15 protein-coding genes are annotated in these 15,546 nt (G+C 67.9%); 8 read left to right on the top strand and 7 right to left on the bottom strand.

Annotated elements, in window-relative coordinates; all coding sequences use genetic code 11:
• The first annotated feature begins 143 nt into the window (after positions 1-143).
• Both BLT03_RS08350 and chrA read left to right on the top strand, forming a co-directional pair.
• The gene (locus tag BLT03_RS08350; RefSeq protein WP_092742330.1) at positions 144-1,070 is read left to right on the top strand and encodes a DMT family transporter; all 927 of its coding nucleotides are present in this window, start codon (positions 144-146) and stop codon (positions 1,068-1,070) included.
• A gap of 141 nt (positions 1,071-1,211) precedes the next feature.
• Positions 1,212-2,573 (top strand): chromate efflux transporter, encoded by a 1,362-nt coding sequence (gene chrA / locus BLT03_RS08345; RefSeq protein WP_092742327.1) that lies wholly within the window; start codon positions 1,212-1,214, stop codon positions 2,571-2,573.
• A gap of 25 nt (positions 2,574-2,598) precedes the next feature.
• Here the strand turns inward: chrA and BLT03_RS08340 are convergent, their stop codons facing one another.
• A complete protein-coding gene (locus BLT03_RS08340) occupies positions 2,599-3,036 on the bottom strand; it encodes a winged helix-turn-helix transcriptional regulator (RefSeq protein ID WP_092742324.1) in 438 nt (145 codons plus the stop codon).
• Between the two features lie 267 nt (positions 3,037-3,303).
• Between BLT03_RS08340 and BLT03_RS08335 the strand changes: the two genes are divergently transcribed.
• The 3 genes from BLT03_RS08335 to BLT03_RS08325 are packed head-to-tail and all read left to right on the top strand — an operon-like array spanning position 3,304 to position 4,865.
• Complete coding sequence (locus tag BLT03_RS08335) at positions 3,304-4,110, top strand: SDR family NAD(P)-dependent oxidoreductase (RefSeq protein WP_092742321.1); 807 nt, start codon at positions 3,304-3,306, stop codon at positions 4,108-4,110.
• Between the two features lie 22 nt (positions 4,111-4,132).
• The gene (locus BLT03_RS08330) at positions 4,133-4,429 is read left to right on the top strand and encodes a YciI family protein (protein ID WP_092742318.1); all 297 of its coding nucleotides are present in this window, start codon (positions 4,133-4,135) and stop codon (positions 4,427-4,429) included.
• Between the two features lie 58 nt (positions 4,430-4,487).
• Positions 4,488-4,865, top strand: coding sequence for a DUF4148 domain-containing protein (locus BLT03_RS08325; protein ID WP_092742315.1), 378 nt, complete (start codon positions 4,488-4,490; stop codon positions 4,863-4,865).
• A gap of 40 nt (positions 4,866-4,905) precedes the next feature.
• Here the strand turns inward: BLT03_RS08325 and BLT03_RS08320 are convergent, their stop codons facing one another.
• From BLT03_RS08320 to paoA, 4 genes are read right to left on the bottom strand one after another with little or no spacing between them, the layout of a single operon-like run.
• The gene (locus BLT03_RS08320; RefSeq protein WP_092742312.1) at positions 4,906-5,928 is read right to left on the bottom strand and encodes an XdhC family protein; all 1,023 of its coding nucleotides are present in this window, start codon (positions 5,926-5,928) and stop codon (positions 4,906-4,908) included.
• 23 nt (positions 5,929-5,951) lie between these two features.
• On the bottom strand, positions 5,952-8,150 hold the full coding sequence (gene paoC / locus BLT03_RS08315) for an aldehyde oxidoreductase molybdenum-binding subunit PaoC (protein WP_092742309.1): 2,199 nt from the start codon (positions 8,148-8,150) through the stop codon (positions 5,952-5,954).
• The gene (locus BLT03_RS08310) at positions 8,147-9,103 is read right to left on the bottom strand and encodes an FAD binding domain-containing protein (protein WP_092742306.1); all 957 of its coding nucleotides are present in this window, start codon (positions 9,101-9,103) and stop codon (positions 8,147-8,149) included. Before BLT03_RS08310 ends, paoC begins: the two co-directional genes overlap by 4 nt.
• Positions 9,100-9,765, bottom strand: coding sequence for an aldehyde dehydrogenase iron-sulfur subunit PaoA (gene paoA, locus BLT03_RS08305; protein WP_092742303.1), 666 nt, complete (start codon positions 9,763-9,765; stop codon positions 9,100-9,102). The genes BLT03_RS08310 and paoA overlap by 4 nt, the downstream gene beginning before the upstream one ends.
• Before the next feature lie 328 nt (positions 9,766-10,093).
• Between paoA and BLT03_RS08300 the strand changes: the two genes are divergently transcribed.
• The 3 genes from BLT03_RS08300 (at position 10,094) to BLT03_RS08290 (ending at position 13,918) form a co-directional block, all read left to right on the top strand.
• The gene (locus tag BLT03_RS08300) at positions 10,094-10,576 is read left to right on the top strand and encodes an NUDIX hydrolase (protein WP_092743020.1); all 483 of its coding nucleotides are present in this window, start codon (positions 10,094-10,096) and stop codon (positions 10,574-10,576) included.
• A gap of 186 nt (positions 10,577-10,762) precedes the next feature.
• Positions 10,763-11,881, top strand: coding sequence for a tRNA 2-thiouridine(34) synthase MnmA (gene mnmA, locus BLT03_RS08295; RefSeq protein ID WP_092742300.1), 1,119 nt, complete (start codon positions 10,763-10,765; stop codon positions 11,879-11,881).
• A gap of 375 nt (positions 11,882-12,256) precedes the next feature.
• Entirely contained in the window at positions 12,257-13,918 is a 1,662-nt protein-coding gene (locus BLT03_RS08290; RefSeq protein WP_092742297.1) for an L-lactate permease, read from the top strand.
• Between the two features lie 181 nt (positions 13,919-14,099).
• On the opposite strand, the gene BLT03_RS08285 is transcribed toward BLT03_RS08290, so the two are convergent.
• Together BLT03_RS08285 and BLT03_RS08280 are read right to left on the bottom strand one after the other, a co-directional pair.
• Positions 14,100-14,438 (bottom strand): serine/threonine protein kinase, encoded by a 339-nt coding sequence (locus BLT03_RS08285; RefSeq protein WP_092742294.1) that lies wholly within the window; start codon positions 14,436-14,438, stop codon positions 14,100-14,102.
• A 151-nt stretch (positions 14,439-14,589) separates the two neighbouring features.
• Positions 14,590-15,465 carry an MBL fold metallo-hydrolase gene (locus BLT03_RS08280; protein ID WP_092743017.1) on the bottom strand — a complete coding sequence of 292 codons (876 nt, stop codon included), beginning with the start codon at positions 15,463-15,465 and terminating at the stop codon, positions 14,590-14,592.
• Between the last annotated feature and the right edge of the window lie 81 nt (positions 15,466-15,546).

Below are 15,546 nucleotides of genomic sequence, written 5' to 3'. Positions count from 1 at the left end.
GAGAAAAAATAAACAGTCGCCGAGGATAAATGGTTTGCTCCGAGGGCTCGAATTTTCAAGAATCGGCGGTCTCTGGTGCGGGGCGCTGCTGCTGCCCCGGCCTCTCGCGCCGCACCGTCCAAACCCTTCATTTAGACCCCACCATGACCCTTGCCAGCCTGATTCGCCTGTTCGCCCTCGCCGCTTTGTGGGGCGGCAGTTTCCTGTTCATGCGCATCGCCGTGCCGGTGTTGGGCGCGGTGCCGACGGCCTTCGGGCGCGTGGCGCTGGCCGCTGCGGGGCTGATGGCGTTGCTGGCGTTCGCGCGGCTGCGGCCGGCCTTTCACGGCAAGCTGGGCGCGGCGCTGGTGCTGGGCGTGGTCAATTCGGGCGTGCCGTTTCTCATGTTCGCCCTGGCCGCGCGCAGCCTGCCGGCGGGCTACAGCGCCATCCTGAATGCGACCACGCCGCTCATGGGCGTGCTGATCGGCGCGGCTGCTTTCGGCGAGCGCATCACGGCGGCGCGCACGGCGGGCGTGCTGCTCGGCATGGCCGGGGTGGCGGTGCTGGCACAGACCGGCCCCGTGGCCTTGTCGCCGCAGGTGCTGGCCGGCATGGGCGCTTGCCTGGTGGCCACGGCCTGCTACGGCGTGACGGGGTTCCTCACGCGCCGCTGGATCACTGCGCGCGGCGGGCTGGACAGCCGCCTGGTCGCCGTGGGCAGCCAATGGGGCGCAGTGCTGGTGCTGGCCCCGTTCGCGGCGTGGGAGGTGTGGCGCCAGCCGGAACTGCCCGCCACGTGGCTGGCCGCCCCGCCCGCGGTGTGGGCCGCCATGCTCGCCATGGGCCTGCTGTGCACGGCCCTGGCCTATGTGCTGTATTTCCGGCTCATCGCCGATGTGGGGCCGCTCAAGGCGCTGTCGGTCACGTTCCTGGTGCCGCTGTTCGGTGTGGCCTGGGGCTGGCTGATCCTGGGCGAGGCCGCCACGGGCGCGCACGCGGCCGGCGGCGGGCTGATCGCCGCGGCGCTGTGGCTGGTGCTGCGGCCGGCGCCTGCAGGGGCTGCAGTCACTGCCGTCAGGGAGCGCTAGCGCCAAAGGGCGGGCCCCGTCTGCCCACCCTCAGTCTGGACGGCGCAGCCATTAAGATGCGCGCTCCGGGAAAAACAGCCTCCCGTCCCGCAAGGGGTGACGGTGTCCGTCCAAGCGCTGCAAGCCCCTCATGGAGTTCCCATGGACACCGCCTTGCCCGACGACGCCGCATCGACACCGCCCCGCTCCCTCCCGCTTTCCGAAGCCCTGCTTTTCTGGCTCAAGCTCGGCTTCATCAGCTTCGGCGGCCCGGCCGGACAGATCGCCCTGATGCATGCCGAACTGGTGGAGCGCCGCCGGTGGATTTCGGAAAAGCGCTTTCTCCACGCACTCAACTACTGCATGCTGCTGCCGGGCCCCGAAGCGCAGCAGCTCGCCACGTACATCGGCTGGCTCCTGCACCGGACCCGGGGCGGGATCATCGCCGGCGCCCTGTTCGTGCTGCCCTCGCTGTTCATCCTCATCGGCCTGTCGTGGCTCTACATGGCGCATGGCGACGTGCCGGTGATCGCCGGGGTGTTCTACGGCATCAAGCCGGCCGTGACTGCGCTGGTGGTGCAGGCTGCCTACCGGGTCGGTTCCCGCACGCTGAAGAACCGCTGGCTTTGGGGCATTGCCGTGGCGGCGTTCGTGGCCATCTTCGCGCTGCAGGTGCCGTTTCCCGCCATCGTGCTGCTGGCCGCTGCCGTGGGCTACATCGGCAGCAAGGTCGCACCCGAGGCGTTTTCCGGCAGTGGCGGCCATGGCAAGGCGTCAGCATCGCCAGGCATGCGCGCGCTCATCGACGACGACACGCCCACGCCAGCCCACGCGTTGTTTTCGTGGCCTCGGCTTTGCAAAGTGCTGGTCATCAGCATCGGGCTGTGGCTCGCCGCGCTGGGAAGTCTCTGGGCCCTTTTCGGTTGGAACGCGGTGCTGACGCAGATGGGCTGGTTCTTCACCAAGGCCGCGCTGATGACCTTCGGCGGCGCCTATGCCGTGCTGCCCTACGTCTACCAGGGCGCTGTCGACCACCACCAGTGGCTGAGCGCCACGCAGATGATCGACGGGCTGGCGCTCGGCGAGACGACGCCCGGCCCGCTCATCATGGTGGTGTCGTTCGTGGCCTTCGTCGGGGGCTGGACGCAGGCCCTTTTCGGGCCCGATGCGCTGTTTCTGGCGGGCGCCGTGGCCGCCACCGTGGTGACGTTCTTCACGTTCCTGCCTTCGTTTTTCTTCATCCTGCTGGGCGGGCCTTTCATCGAATCCACCCACGGCAACCTGAAGTTCACCGCGCCGTTGACCGGCATCACGGCGGCCGTGGTGGGCGTCATCGCCAACCTGGCGGTGTTCTTCGCCTACCACGTGCTGTGGCCGCAGGGGCTGGGGGGCCGGTTCGACGGCGGCTCGGCACTGATCGGCGCCGTGGCCGCGGTGGCGCTGTTCCGGCTGCGGTGGGGCGTGATTCCCGTGCTGGCGCTTGCCGGGCTGCTGGGCGTGGCGTGCCGGTGGGCCGGGCTCTGAGCCCAGGGCTCAGCGCGGCCGTGCCTCAGTCGGGGTTCACCAGCTTGATGGCGCGCGTTCCGAGCGCCGCGCCCGTCACGGCATCGATCGCCACGGGGTCGATGTCGGTGCCGTTCTCGGCGTCCACGAAGCGCACCAGCCTGCCTGTGCCACGGTGCTTGCGGCCCCACGCGCCGATCATGAAAAGCACCGGCAGGTAGTCCCGTCCCGCGGCGGTCAGCACGTATTCGTCACGCGGCGGGCGCTCGGAATACTGCCGCTTTTCCAGCAGCCCTTCGTCGGTGAGTGCGGCCAGGCGCTTGGTCAGCATGGTGGGCGCAATCCCGAGACTCTTCTTGAATTGGTCGAAGCGCGTCAGCCCGGCGTTGGCGTCCCGCAGGATCAGCATCGTCCAGGCATCGCCCAGCACATCGAGGCTGCGCGCGATGGGACAGGTGCTTTCGGAAGTTTTTTCGGTGTCCATATCGTTTCAGTATTGACTCACTATTAAATCGATACTAACATGCGGCCAGCAGCCAGTCCACTCCCTGACCTGCCTCCAAGGACCCCATGTTCAGCACCGTTTTGTATCGCAATGGCCCCGCCGTCGGCGCAGGCAGGGCATTGGCTTGCGCAGTGCCGCAGGGCGCCGCGCAACGTGCGGTTCCATCGCTTTTCACCACGGCCTCCCGGGCCACGCCATTGGCCCATCCCTCGGTTTCCGAATCCCGCCTTTAAAAGAAACTTCCCCATGAAAAAGACCGTTTTGATCACCGGCGCCTCCTCGGGCTTCGGCTTGCTGCTGGGCAAGCAGTTGCAGCAGCAGGGCTTCAACGTCATCGGCACCAGCCGCGAGCCTGAAAAGCATGCGGGCAAGGTGCCTTTCAAGATGCTGCGCCTGGACATCGATGACGACGAGTCCATTCAGCGCTTCACCGAAACGCTGTTCGCCCAGACCCAGCAACTGGACGTGCTGGTCAACAACGCGGGCTACATGGTGACCGGCCTGGCCGAAGAGACCTCCGTGGACGTGGGCCGCGAGCAGTTCGAGACCAACTTCTGGGGCACGGTCAAGGTCACGAATGCCTTGCTTCCCCATTTCCGCCGCCAAAAGCAGGGGCAGATCATCACGGTGAGTTCGATCGTCGGCCTGATCGGGCCACCCAATCTGTCCTACTACACCGCGTCCAAGCATGCCGTTCAAGGGTTCTTCAAGTCCCTGCGGTTCGAGCTGGACCCCTTCAACATCAAGGTGAGCATGGTGGAGCCGTCGTGGTTCAAAACCAATCTGGCCCACAACGCCGTCTCGGCCTCCGCAGGCCGCATCGCGGACTACGACGCCTACCGCAAGCAGGCCGATGCAGCGACCCAGAAGGGCATCGATGAAGCAGAGGCACCCGATGCCGTCGTCCGGACCATCACCCAGTTGATCGGGCAGAAAGAACCCCGCTTCAGCAACCCGGTGGGAAAGATGACCGGAATGATCCTTTTCCTGCAGAGCTACCTTCCGAAGATGTTCGAAGGCGCCATCCTGAAAAGCGTGAAAACGGCCGCGTGAACGGGAACGACAGGAATAGCCCATGAAATATTTCCTCTGCCGATTCATTCCCCCCCGCGCGGATTTTCTGGCCACCTTGTCCGCCAATGAGCGGCAGGGAATGCAGCAACACGGCGCGTACCTGGACCAGTTGCTGGCCCAGGGCCTGATCGTGGCGCACGGCCCCGTCATGGACCCGGCGGGAAGCTATGGCGTCTCGCTCTTTCAGATCGCTGACGACCAGGAGATCACCGCATTCACGTCGGCAGATCCGCTGATCCAGAGCGGGATCGGGCACTACGAACACCACCCCATGCCGCATCTGAAGGCGCGCGGTTGACGCGCCTTCACCCTGCCCATTTCTACCCACCACCTAGCCATCCCACCGGAAGATTCCAATGTCTTATTCGTCCTTGAACCTCTCTTCATCGCCAGCCCCATCGCAAGCGTCCACGGCGCGCCAGGGTGCGCGGCTTTTCTGGGCCACCACGCTCGCAGCGGCGTTGGCCACGGTCGCGCTGTTCGCATCGCCCGTCCACGCCCAGACCCAGACCCAGGACAGCGCCGCCAGGCCGCAGCAGCCGGCGCTGTCGCGTGCCGAAGTGATTGCAGACCTCGCCCTGTGGCGGCGCGCAGGTGCCGACCGCTATGAAACGCTGTCGCGGTCGTACGGCATCGAAACCCAATCCTATGACCGCGCTTATGAGGAATACGTGCGCCTTCGCCAAAGCGATGCGTTCCAGGCCGAAGTCCAGAAGGCGGCGGACAAGCGGTAATTCGCAGTGGCTGCACACGCAGCAGCACTGCAGCGCAGCGCTAACCCGCCAGCATTTCCTTCGCTGGCGCGACCTGCATCTGCCGCGGGATCGCCACGCCGTTTCTCACACTCAGCACCTCCGCCATCACGCTCACGGCGATTTCGGCGGGGGTCTTGCTGCCGATGAACAGGCCGATCGGGCCCCTGAGCCGCGCCAGTTCGTACTCGGTCAGGTCGAAATGGTCGGCAAGCCGCTGGCGCCGGGCTTCGTTGTTGCGGCGGCTGCCGATGGCACCGACGTAAAAGGCATTGGTCTTCAAGGCCTCCAGCAAGGCCAGATCGTCCAGCTTGGGGTCGTGCGTGAGCGCGATCACGGCGCTGCGGCGGTCGGGCTGGAAGTCCAGCACCACGTCGTCGGGCATGCCGTCCGCCAGCTTCGCGCCCGCGACCGACCACGAGCCACGGTACTCGGCCCTGGGATCGCACACCGTCACGGCGAACCCGTTGAAACCGGCCATGGTGGCGAGGTACTCGGCCAGTTGCCCCGCGCCGATCAGCAGCATGCGGAACTCCGGGCCGAATGTGTTGGCGACCACCTGTTCGTCGGCCGGGAAGGCCGGTGCGCCCGCGGTGTCTGCGGCGTTCTCCAGGGCGACCGCGCCATCGGCCCATCGAACACTGCGGCGCATCAGGCGGCCCTGGGCCAGGGCGTCCACGAGGGTCTCCAGCGAATCGAGCGGCGGGTCCCGCTCCACCATCAACTCCAGCGTGCCGCCGCAGGGCAGGCCGAACCGGTGCGCCTCGTCGGCGGACACGCCGTATTTCAGCCGCAGCGGTGTAGCCGCGGACCGGGGCAGGGCGTCGTCACGGCCTGGCACGCAGCAGCGGGCGATCAGGTCGTCTTCGATGCAGCCCCCGCTGACCGAGCCCACCAGGGCGCCGCTGTCCGACAGCGCGAGGATGGAACCCACCGGCCGCGGCGACGAGCCCCAGGTTCTCACCACGGTGACGAGCCACGCGTGCGCGCCAGCACGGCGCCAGTCGCGCAGCGTGTGCAGCACGCGAAAGTCGAGGTTGTCCATGGCCTTTTGCGCCTCCCGCGCCGTCAGGCGTACGCCGGCAGGTGCGGCAGCAGTTTGTCCAGCGTGATGGGATAGTCGCGCACCCGCGCACCCGTCGCGTTGTAGACCGCGTTGGCCACGGCCGCGCCTACCCCGCACAGGCCCAGTTCGCCCACGCCCTTGGCCTTCATGGGTGAAGAGATCGGGTCGGTCTCGGGCAGGAAGATCACTTCCTGGTGCGGAATGTCGGCATGCACCGGCACCTCGTAGCCCGCCAGGTCATGGTTCACGAAGAAGCCGCGGCGCGTGTCCACGGCCAGCTCTTCCATGAGCGCCGAGCCCACGCCCATGGTCATCGCGCCGATGACCTGGCTGCGGGCGGTCTTGGGGTTCAGGATGCGGCCCGCGGCGCACACGGCCAGCATGCGGCGCACGCGCACCTCGCCCGTGTCCACCGCCACGCCCACTTCGACGAAATGGCCGGCGAAGGTGGACTGCTGGTACTGCTTGTCGAGGTCGCCGTATTCGATCGCGTCCTCCGCCACCAGCCCGGCCGCGCCGGCCACCTCGGCCAGCGGCGTCGAGCGCCCGCCCGCGCGCACCGTGCCATCGGCGAACACGGCTTCGGCCGGCTCCACGCCGAGCTTGCGCGCGATCGTCTCGCGCAGCTTCATGCACGCGGCATAGACGCCGGACGTGGCGTTGTTGGCGCCCCATTGCCCGCCTGAACCGGCCGCTGCGGGGAAGGCGGAATCGCCCAGGCGCACGTCCACCTGTTGCAGCGCGACGCCCATCACCTCGGCGGCGGTCTGCGCCATGATGGTGTAGCTGCCGGTGCCGATGTCGGTCATGTCGCTTTCGACCGTGATGCGGCCCTGCGCGTCCAGGCGCACGCGGGCTGCCGATTTCATGAGCAGGTTGTTGCGAAAGCCCGCCGCCACGCCCATGCCGACCAGCCATCGGCCCTCGCGGCGCTGGCCCGGCACCGCGCTGCGCTGCGCCCAGCCGAAGCGCTCCGCGCCCAGGCGCAGGCATTCGACCAGTTGGCGCTGCGAGAACTTGCGGCCCGGCTTTTCCGGGTCGGTCTGCGTGTCGTTGAGGACGCGAAATTCGATGGGGTCGATGCCGAGCCGCTCTGCCATTTCGTCCATGGCGATCTCCAGCGCCATCAGCCCGGGCGCCTCGCCCGGTGCGCGCATGGCGTTGCCTTCGGGCAGGTCCAGTTGCGAGATGCGCAGCGCCGTGTAGCGGTGGGCACCGGCATACAGCAGCCGGGTCTGCGCGATGGCGTCCTCGGGGTCGCCGCCCGGCAGGTTGCCGGACCAGCTTTCGTGGCCGATGGCGGTGATGCGCCCGTCCTTGCCGGCACCGATGCGGATGCGCTGAATGGTCGCGGGCCGGTGCGTGCTGTTGTTGGCCATCAGCGGGCGCTGCATGGCCACCTTGACCGGCCGGCCGGCCGCGCGCGCGCCCAGTGCGGCCAGCACGGTGTCGGCCCGCAAGAAGAGCTTGCCGCCGAAGCCGCCGCCGATGAAGGGCGACACCAGCCGCACCTTGTCGGGCGCCAGGCCCAGCGTCCGGGCCAGGTCGCCGGCGGTCCAGGCGATCATCTGGTTGGACAGCCACACCGTGAGGCGGTCGCCTTCCCAGGCCGCCAGCGTGGCGAAGGGCTCCATCATCGCGTGGGTGTGGTCGGGCGTGGTGTAGGTGGCATCCAGCCGCACCGCGGCCTCGGGATACTGGCCCGCGAAGTTGCCGAACGCGCTCTCGGGCTTGGACGATTTGGGCACGGTGGCGCCATCACGTGCGGCCGAGAGGTCGAACGCGCCGGGCGCGCTCACGTACTCGATCTTCAGCAGCTGTGCGGCGGCCCGGGCCTGCTCGAAGGTTTCGGCCACGACCAGCGCCACGGCCTGGTGATAGTGCTCGATGCCGCTGCCGCCCAGCAGCCGGGCCACGTTCATCTTGCCCTTGCCGAGCTTGCCGGCGTTCTGCGCATTGACGACGGCCAGCACGCCCGGCGCGGCGCTGGCGGCAGCCAGGTCCATCGAGGCGATGCGCCCCTTGGCGATGGAAGACCCGACGATGTAGCCATAGGCCTGCGCAGCCACCACGTCGTGCTGCTCATAGGCGTAGCGCGCGAGCCCGCTGGTCTTGAGCGGCCCGTCGATGCGGTCCACGGGCTGGCCGACCACCTTGAGCTGGTCGATGGCGTTTTGCGAAGCAGGGGTGTCGAATTTCATGATTGGCCTTTCGCTTGTGCCAGCACGCCAGCGAGCGTGCGCTCCACCAGGGCGACCTTGAAAGCGTTCTCGTGCGTGGGGCGCGCACCGGCCAGCAGCAGCGCGGTCGTCGCCTTGGCGCCCTGCGGCAAGGCCGCATCCGCCGATTCCAGGCGCCACGGCTTGTGCGCGACGCCTCCGAGCGCCACGCGCCCCGTGCCGTCCTTTTGCACCACCGCGGCCACCGAGATCAGCGCGAAAGCGTACGAAGACCGATCCCGCACCTTGCGGTAGATGTGCGTGCCGCCCGCCGGGGCCGGCAATGTGACGGCCGTGATGAATTCGCCGTGGTCCAGCGCGGTTTCGATGTGCGGCGTGTTGCCCGGCAAGCGATGGAAATCGGCGATGGGAATGCGGCGGGGCTGGCCGTCCGGGCGCACGGTCTCGACCGTGGCGTCCAGCGCGCGCAGGGCCACCGCCATGTCGCTCGGGTGCGTGGCGATGCAGGCCTCGCTCGTGCCCACCACCGCATGCTGGCGGGTGACACCGCCGAGGGCCGCGCAACCGGCGCCCGGCTGGCGCTTGTTGCACGGCATGTTGGTGTCGTAGAAATAGGGGCACCGCGTGCGCTGCAGCAGGTTGCCGGAGGTGGTCGCCTTGTTGCGCAACTGTCCCGACGCGCCGGCCAGCAAGGCCCGCGACAACAGCCCGTAGTCGCGCCGCACGCCGGCGTGGGCGGCCAGGTCGGTGTTGCGCACCAGCGCACCGATGCGCAGCCCGCCGTCGGTGGTGGGCTCGATCTTGTCCAGCCCCAGGCCGTTGATGTCGATGAGGTGCGTGGGCGCCTCGATCTGCAGCTTCATCAGGTCCAGCAGGTTCGTGCCGCCGGCGATGAACCGGGCCTGCGGATTGCCGGCCGCGGCTGCTGCTGCGGCCTGCACCGACGTGGCGCGTTCGTAGGTGAAAGATTTCATGCGGCATCCCCTTTCGCACCGGACACCTCGGTGATGGCATCGAGGATGTTGGAATAAGCCCCGCAGCGGCACAGGTTGCCGCTCATGCGCTCGCGGATCTCGTCGGCCGACAGCAGGGGCTTCGCGGTGAGGTCGCCGCTGACATGGCTCGGAATGCCCGCCTTGATCTCGTCGAGCACGCCGACCGCCGAGCAGATCTGCCCGGGCGTGCAGTAGCCGCATTGGTAGCCGTCGTGCTTCACGAACGCGGCCTGCAAGGGGTGCAGCTTCTGGGGATTGCCCAGGCCCTCGATGGTGGTGACCTGCGCGCCTTCGTGCATCACCGCCAGCGTCAGGCACGCATTGATGCGCCGGCCATCGACGATGACGGTGCACGCCCCGCACTGGCCGTGATCGCAGCCCTTCTTGGTACCCGTGAGGTGCAGGTGCTCGCGCAGCGCATCCAGCAGCGTTGTGCGGGTGTCGAGCGACAGCGTTTTCTGCTCGCCGTTGACGGTCATGCGAACCGGCATCAAGGCTTCGGCATTGGGGGCCGGCAGGCCACGCTGCGGCGATGGCCCCGGGGCCGCCGCGCCCGCTGGAGCCGCCGCCGCCGAAGCGGACGCCGCTCCCACGATGAACAGGTCTCGCCGGGTGAGGGCTGGGTCTTTGAATTTTTCCATCGTGGGGTCCTCCTCAGGAACAGCTTGACCCTGCGGTGGATTCGCGCCGCAGGGTCGGGTGGGCTTGCGTGGGCGTGTCTGTGCACCCCTCACTCGATCCATGCTGCCCAGGAAAGGCTGAGCCGGATGGAAGACAAGGCCGCGTTTGCCTGTCATCCACACGGGGAACGGGCTACGGTCAGAACGCTTTCGGGCGGCCCGGCTGCTGCCGGCGGCGCAGCAGGGCTGAGGGGGCGGCTGCAGCCGGCTGTGGCTTTTCGCGCCACACCGGCGCGTTGCCGGCATCGCGCCCTATGGCGCGCCATGCCCCGTCGTCATAATGGCCGCCATGCCGAACCGCTGGAAACCCAACGTCACCGTGGCCGCCGTCATCGAACAGGACGGCCGCTTCCTGCTTGTGGAAGAAGACACGGCCGACGGGCTGCGGCTCAACAATCCGGCGGGGCACCTGGACCCGGGCGAATCGCCGATCGACGGCTGCGTGCGCGAGGTGCTGGAGGAAACCGCCTGCGACTTCACGCCCGCGGCGCTGGTGGGCGTGTACCTCAACCGCTTCACCCGCACCCGCACGGGCGACGACATCACCTACCTGCGCTTTGCCTTCGCCGGCTCGGTCGGGCCGGTGCATGCCTGGCGCACGCTGGACGACGGCATCGTGCGCACGGTGTGGATGACGCTCGACGAAATCCGCTGCTGCGCCGACCGGCACCGCAGCCCGCTGGTGCTGCAGTGCATCGAGGATTACCTGGCCGGCAAGCGCTACCCGCTGGAGTTGATCCACACCGACCCGAGCGTGCTGCAGCCGCGCTGAGAAGGCCGCCACTCGCCCGCCCGCCGGGACATGAGGGCAAATATCGCACCTGCCGCCGTGTTCATTGGCCTCATTGCTATTGATTACATAGCAAATTGAAAAAGCCGTGTTTCATGCCCTTTGGGCGGCCCGGCGTTCCCGGTCCGGGCGCTCGGCTGTAGCGGCATAAAAAATACAATCCCGGGCATGACAGCAACCCCCAAGCACCGCGTCGTCGTCGGCCTGTCCGGCGGCGTGGATTCCGCGGTCACCGCCCATCTGCTGAAAGCCATGGGCCATGAGGTCGTCGGCATCTTCATGAAGAACTGGGAAGACGACGACGACAGCGAGTACTGCTCCTCCAACATCGACTTCGTGGACGCGGCGGCCGTGGCCGACGTGCTCGGCATCGAGATCGAGCACGTCAACTTCGCCGCCGAGTACAAGGACCGCGTGTTCGCCGAGTTCCTGCGCGAGTACCAGGCCGGCCGCACGCCCAACCCCGACGTGCTGTGCAACGCCGAGATCAAGTTCAAGGCCTTCCTGGACCACGCCATGCGCCTGGGCGCCGAGAAGATCGCCACGGGGCACTACGCCCGGGTGCGGCAGAACGCATCGTCCGGCCTGTTCGAACTGCTCAAGGGGCTCGATCCGTCCAAGGACCAGAGCTATTTTCTGCACCGCCTGAACCAGGCGCAGCTGTCGAAAACGCTGTTTCCCGTGGGCGAGCTGCACAAGACCGAAGTGCGCCGCATCGCCGAGGAGATCGGCCTGCCCAACGCCAGGAAGAAGGATTCCACCGGCATCTGCTTCATTGGCGAGCGGCCGTTTCGCGACTTTCTGAACCGCTACATCCAGAAGGAGCCCGGCGCGATCCGCGACGACAAGGGGCGCACGCTCGGCCGGCACCAGGGCCTGTCGTTCTACACGCTCGGCCAGCGGCAGGGACTGGGCATCGGCGGGGTCAAGGAAAAGGGCGCGCAGCGCGGCGCGGGCGACCACGCACCGTGGTTCGTGGCCCGCAAGGAGCTGGACACCAACACCCTGCGCGTGGTGCAGGGGCACGATCACCCGTGGCTGCTGTCCTACACCCTGCAGGCAGCCGACGCCAGCTGGGTGGCGGGTCACCCGCCCGCGCCGGGCACGCTGGCGGCCAAGACCCGCTACCGCCAGCAGGACGCCGCCTGCGCGGTGACCCAGGCCGAGGGTGCCGATTTCGCGCTGGAGTTTCCGGGTGCGCAGTGGGCCGTCACCCCGGGCCAGAGCGCGGTGCTGTACGACGGCGAAGTCTGCCTGGGCGGCGGCGTGATCGCGGCTTGCGGCTGAGCAAGGCGCGAATCAATACCGTCAATCTGGTGGGCGGCGCGTCCCTGGCGCTGCAGTAACGATCTCCCGACCGCCGCCGAAGGTGCCGCTGGAGGGCCTCCGCAGACCTCCGGCGGCGCGCTGCCAGCCCCGAGCCGTGGCGCAGCAACCGCTCTCACGCCGCTTGCCTGCGCTGCGGCACTGTCCCGCAGGCGCTCGCGCATGGCGCCCAAGGGTTTGAAATCCGCTCAATCCTCCGTAGACTGAATTTCACGCACGCCGGGGAACTTTGTTTCTACAGTCGTGCGGATTCGTGTCAGCCGAACCGTCAGGGAACGCACAGGACGACAAAAGAACGGATCGCTGCACTCCTTCCAAAGCACTGGAGACAAACCAATGACCTGGCAGCAAATCTACGATCCGTTCGGCAACATGATCTTTTCCACCGCGCTGGCCGCGATTCCGGTGGTCGTGATGCTCGCCGCGCTGGGGTTCTTTCACATCAAGGCGCACGTCGCCGCCGGGCTGGGCCTGATCGCGGCGCTGCTGGTGGCCGTCTTCGCCTACGGCATGCCGGCCGACATGGCGGGCCGCGCGGCACTGTACGGCGGCTTCACCGGCCTGTTGCCCATCGGCTGGATCGTGCTGAACATCATCTTTCTGCACCAGTTGACCGAGCAGAACGGCAGCTTCAAGGTGCTGCAGGATTCGCTGTCGGGCATCACCAGCGACCGGCGCATCCAGCTGCTGCTGATCGCCTTCAGCTTCGGGGCGTTCTTCGAAGGCGCCGCCGGCTTCGGCACGCCGGTGGCGGTGACGGCGGCGATCCTGATCGGGCTGGGGTTTTCGCCGCTCGCAGCCTCGGGGCTGTCCCTCATCGCCAACACGGCGCCGGTGGCGTTCGGAGCGCTGGGCACGCCAGTCATCACGCTGGCCAAGGTGCACGGCTACGACTTGATGGAGGTGACGGCGATGGTGGGGCGGCAACTGCCGTTCTTCTCGCTGCTGGTGCCGTTCTGGCTCATCTGGGCCTTCGCCGGGCGCAAGGGCATGTGGGAGATCTGGCCGGCCATTCTGGTGACGGCGGTGGCGTTCGCCGTGCCGCAGTACCTGGTGTCCAACTTCATCGGGCCGGAGCTGGTGGACATCATCGCGGCCATCGTGTCCATGGCATCGCTGGTGGCGTTCCTGCGCGTGTGGAAGCCCAAGACGGTGTGGACGTCGGCCTCGCTGCGCGGGCGCGACGTGAGCGCGGCGGAAGCCAAGCCGCCCCAGCCCGTCACGCAGCACAGCCGCGCAGCGCTGGTGGCTGCGTGGATGCCCTGGGTCATCCTATCGGTGTTCGTCTTCATCTGGGGCCTGCCGCCGGTCAAGGCCTGGCTCAACGGGCTGTTCGCACCCGCGTTTCCCATGGCCGGCCTGCACAACCTGATCGAAAAAGTGCCGCCCGTGGTGCCCGCGCCCACCAAGGAGGCCGCCGTGTACACGCTGAACCTGCTCTCGGCCACCGGCACCGCCATCTTGCTGTCGGCGGTGGTGAGCGCCGTCTTCATGAAGTACAACCCCGTCGCCATCGTGCGCACGTTCTTCAAGACGGTGTGGCTGGTGCGCTTTTCGCTGCTGACCATCGTGCTCATGCTGGCGCTGGGCACGCTCACGCGCTATTCGGGCACCGACACCACGCTGGGCCTGGCGTTCGCCAACACGGGCGTGTTCTATCCGTTCTTCGGCACGCTGATGGGCTGGCTGGGCGTGGCGCTCACGGGGTCGGACACCGCCTCGAACGTGCTCTTCGGGGGCATGCAGAAGGTGGCGGCCGAGCAACTGGGGCTGTCGCCCAACCTGATGGGCGCGGCCAACAGCTCGGGCGGTGTGATGGGCAAGATGATCGATGCGCAATCGATCGTGGTCGCCTCCACCGCCACCCGCTGGTTCAACCACGAGGGCGACATCCTGCGCTACGTGTTCTTCCACTCCATCGCGCTCGCCTGCCTGGTGGGGCTGTACGTGACGCTGCAGGCGTACGTGTGGCCTTTCCACCTGATGGTGGTGCATTGAGCGCCGGCCGCTGGGGGACGTCTGAGGCTTATGGTCTTTTTGGCCTCCAGCGCATATTCCCCTAGGGGGCATAGCTATTAAATCAATAGCAAATGAAGAAAGGGCGCCTCGGCGCCCTTTGCTTTGTGCGGTCGCCGCGATCGGCAGCGCCTCCGCCAGGAAGCGCGCCGCGGCGCGAAAATCACTCGGTGCGCTTGGCGTCCGGATCGCTCGGACCGTTGCGGTCGGAGAGCAGCTCGGCCGGCGGCTCCAGGTCGCCGCTGTCGCTGCCTTCGGCCTCCCACGTGCCGCCATCCCGGCCGGTCTTGCCGCGGGGGTGGGCCATGTCGGTGCCGTCGTCGAAGTTCAACGGGCCGCCGCTGCGCGGGTCGTCGAACGGCTGCACGGAGATGTCGGCCATGCCGTCAGAGACGTCCTGCTCGGCCTCCAGGTGGTCGTTGATGTCGTCGCCTTCCGGCATTTCAGCCGTGGGATCGTCCGTGGGGTCGATGGCGGTATCGGGCAAGGTGGGTGTGCGCATGGAAAGCTCCTTGGGCTGGGGTATTGCGGGGTGTCGCGGGGCGGTCCGAAATAGGAGCGCCGTGTGTCCACAGCTTCGCCCAACCCGCGCGGCGGGGCGGTGGGCGCGGCACCTGTCCCCGGGTAGGAGCGATCCCGCACGGTGCGGCCGTTCAGGGCGGCGTGCCGAATGCGTTCAGCGGAATGCGCAGGTAGGCGATGCCGTTCGCCTCGGGCGGCGGCAGCTGTCCGGCGCGCACATTCACTTGCAGCGACGGCAGCAGCAGCGCCGGCGCGCCCAGGGTGGCATCGCGGGCGCTGCGCAGCGCGACGAACGCCGCCTCGGTCACGCCACCGCCCACATGGATGTTGTGCCGGCGCTGGGCGTCCACCGTCGTTTCCCATTGCGGTGCGCGGCCGGCGGGCGGGTAGTCGTGGCAGACGAACAGGCGCGTGTCGCCCGGCAGCGCCAGCAGCCGCTGGATCGAACGGTAGAGCGTGGCCGCGTCGCCCCCGGGAAAGTCGGCGCGCGCCGTGCCGACATCGGGCATGAACAGCGTGTCGCCCACGAACGCGGCGCCATCCACGAGATAGGCCATGTCGGCGGGCGTGTGCCCGGGCACCCACAGCGCGGTGAGCGGCGTCTGGCCGAGCTGAATCGTTTCGCCATCGCGCATCAGGTGATCGAACGGGCTGCCGTCCGCCGCACCGGCCTGCGCGGGGAACAGCCGGCCGAAGGCGGCCTGCACGGTGCGGATGTGCTCGCCCACCGCGATGCGCCCGCCCGCCTGCGCCTGCACATAGGGCGCGGCCGACAGGTGGTCGGCATGCACGTGGGTTTCCAGAATCCACTGCACCGCCAGCCCCTCGGCACGCACGTGGGCCAGCACCGCATCGGCCGAGCGGGTGGCCGTGCGGCCCGCAGCCGCATCGAAATCCCGCACCGGATCGATGACCGCCGCACAGCGCGTGGCCAGGTCCCATACGAGATGGGTCACCGTGCCAGTGGCGGGGTCGAAGAACGACTGAAGGGCGGTGGAGCGGGGCATGGGAGCGCTTTCGTCATGGAACAATCTAACGGTAGATATTATGTAATTTGATATATTGAAGTCAACGCCGCCCCTTTCTCG

Source organism: Paracidovorax valerianellae, assembly GCF_900102625.1.
Lineage (GTDB): Bacteria > Pseudomonadota > Gammaproteobacteria > Burkholderiales > Burkholderiaceae_C > Paracidovorax > Paracidovorax valerianellae.
Note: the sequence above shows the minus strand (reverse complement) of the source record. Positions and strands in the feature narration are given on the sequence as shown.

Bases quoted from the DNA above. Each gene is read 5' to 3' on its own strand.
- chrA (WP_092742327.1), top strand. From the start codon at position 1,212: ATGGACACCGCCTTGCCCGACGACGCCGCATCGACACCGCCCCGCTCC.
- BLT03_RS08330 (WP_092742318.1), top strand. From the start codon at position 4,133: ATGAAATATTTCCTCTGCCGATTCATTCCCCCCCGCGCGGATTTTCTG.
- BLT03_RS08280 (WP_092743017.1), bottom strand. From the start codon at position 15,465: ATGCCCCGCTCCACCGCCCTTCAGTCGTTCTTCGACCCCGCCACTGGC.
- BLT03_RS08335 (WP_092742321.1), top strand. From the start codon at position 3,304: ATGAAAAAGACCGTTTTGATCACCGGCGCCTCCTCGGGCTTCGGCTTG.
- BLT03_RS08350 (WP_092742330.1), top strand. From the start codon at position 144: ATGACCCTTGCCAGCCTGATTCGCCTGTTCGCCCTCGCCGCTTTGTGG.
- paoC (WP_092742309.1), bottom strand. From the start codon at position 8,150: ATGAAATTCGACACCCCTGCTTCGCAAAACGCCATCGACCAGCTCAAG.
- BLT03_RS08310 (WP_092742306.1), bottom strand. From the start codon at position 9,103: ATGAAATCTTTCACCTACGAACGCGCCACGTCGGTGCAGGCCGCAGCA.
- BLT03_RS08325 (WP_092742315.1), top strand. From the start codon at position 4,488: ATGTCTTATTCGTCCTTGAACCTCTCTTCATCGCCAGCCCCATCGCAA.
- BLT03_RS08300 (WP_092743020.1), top strand. From the start codon at position 10,094: ATGCCGAACCGCTGGAAACCCAACGTCACCGTGGCCGCCGTCATCGAA.
- paoA (WP_092742303.1), bottom strand. From the start codon at position 9,765: ATGGAAAAATTCAAAGACCCAGCCCTCACCCGGCGAGACCTGTTCATC.
- BLT03_RS08340 (WP_092742324.1), bottom strand. From the start codon at position 3,036: ATGGACACCGAAAAAACTTCCGAAAGCACCTGTCCCATCGCGCGCAGC.
- mnmA (WP_092742300.1), top strand. From the start codon at position 10,763: ATGACAGCAACCCCCAAGCACCGCGTCGTCGTCGGCCTGTCCGGCGGC.
- BLT03_RS08285 (WP_092742294.1), bottom strand. From the start codon at position 14,438: ATGCGCACACCCACCTTGCCCGATACCGCCATCGACCCCACGGACGAT.
- BLT03_RS08320 (WP_092742312.1), bottom strand. From the start codon at position 5,928: ATGGACAACCTCGACTTTCGCGTGCTGCACACGCTGCGCGACTGGCGC.
- BLT03_RS08290 (WP_092742297.1), top strand. From the start codon at position 12,257: ATGACCTGGCAGCAAATCTACGATCCGTTCGGCAACATGATCTTTTCC.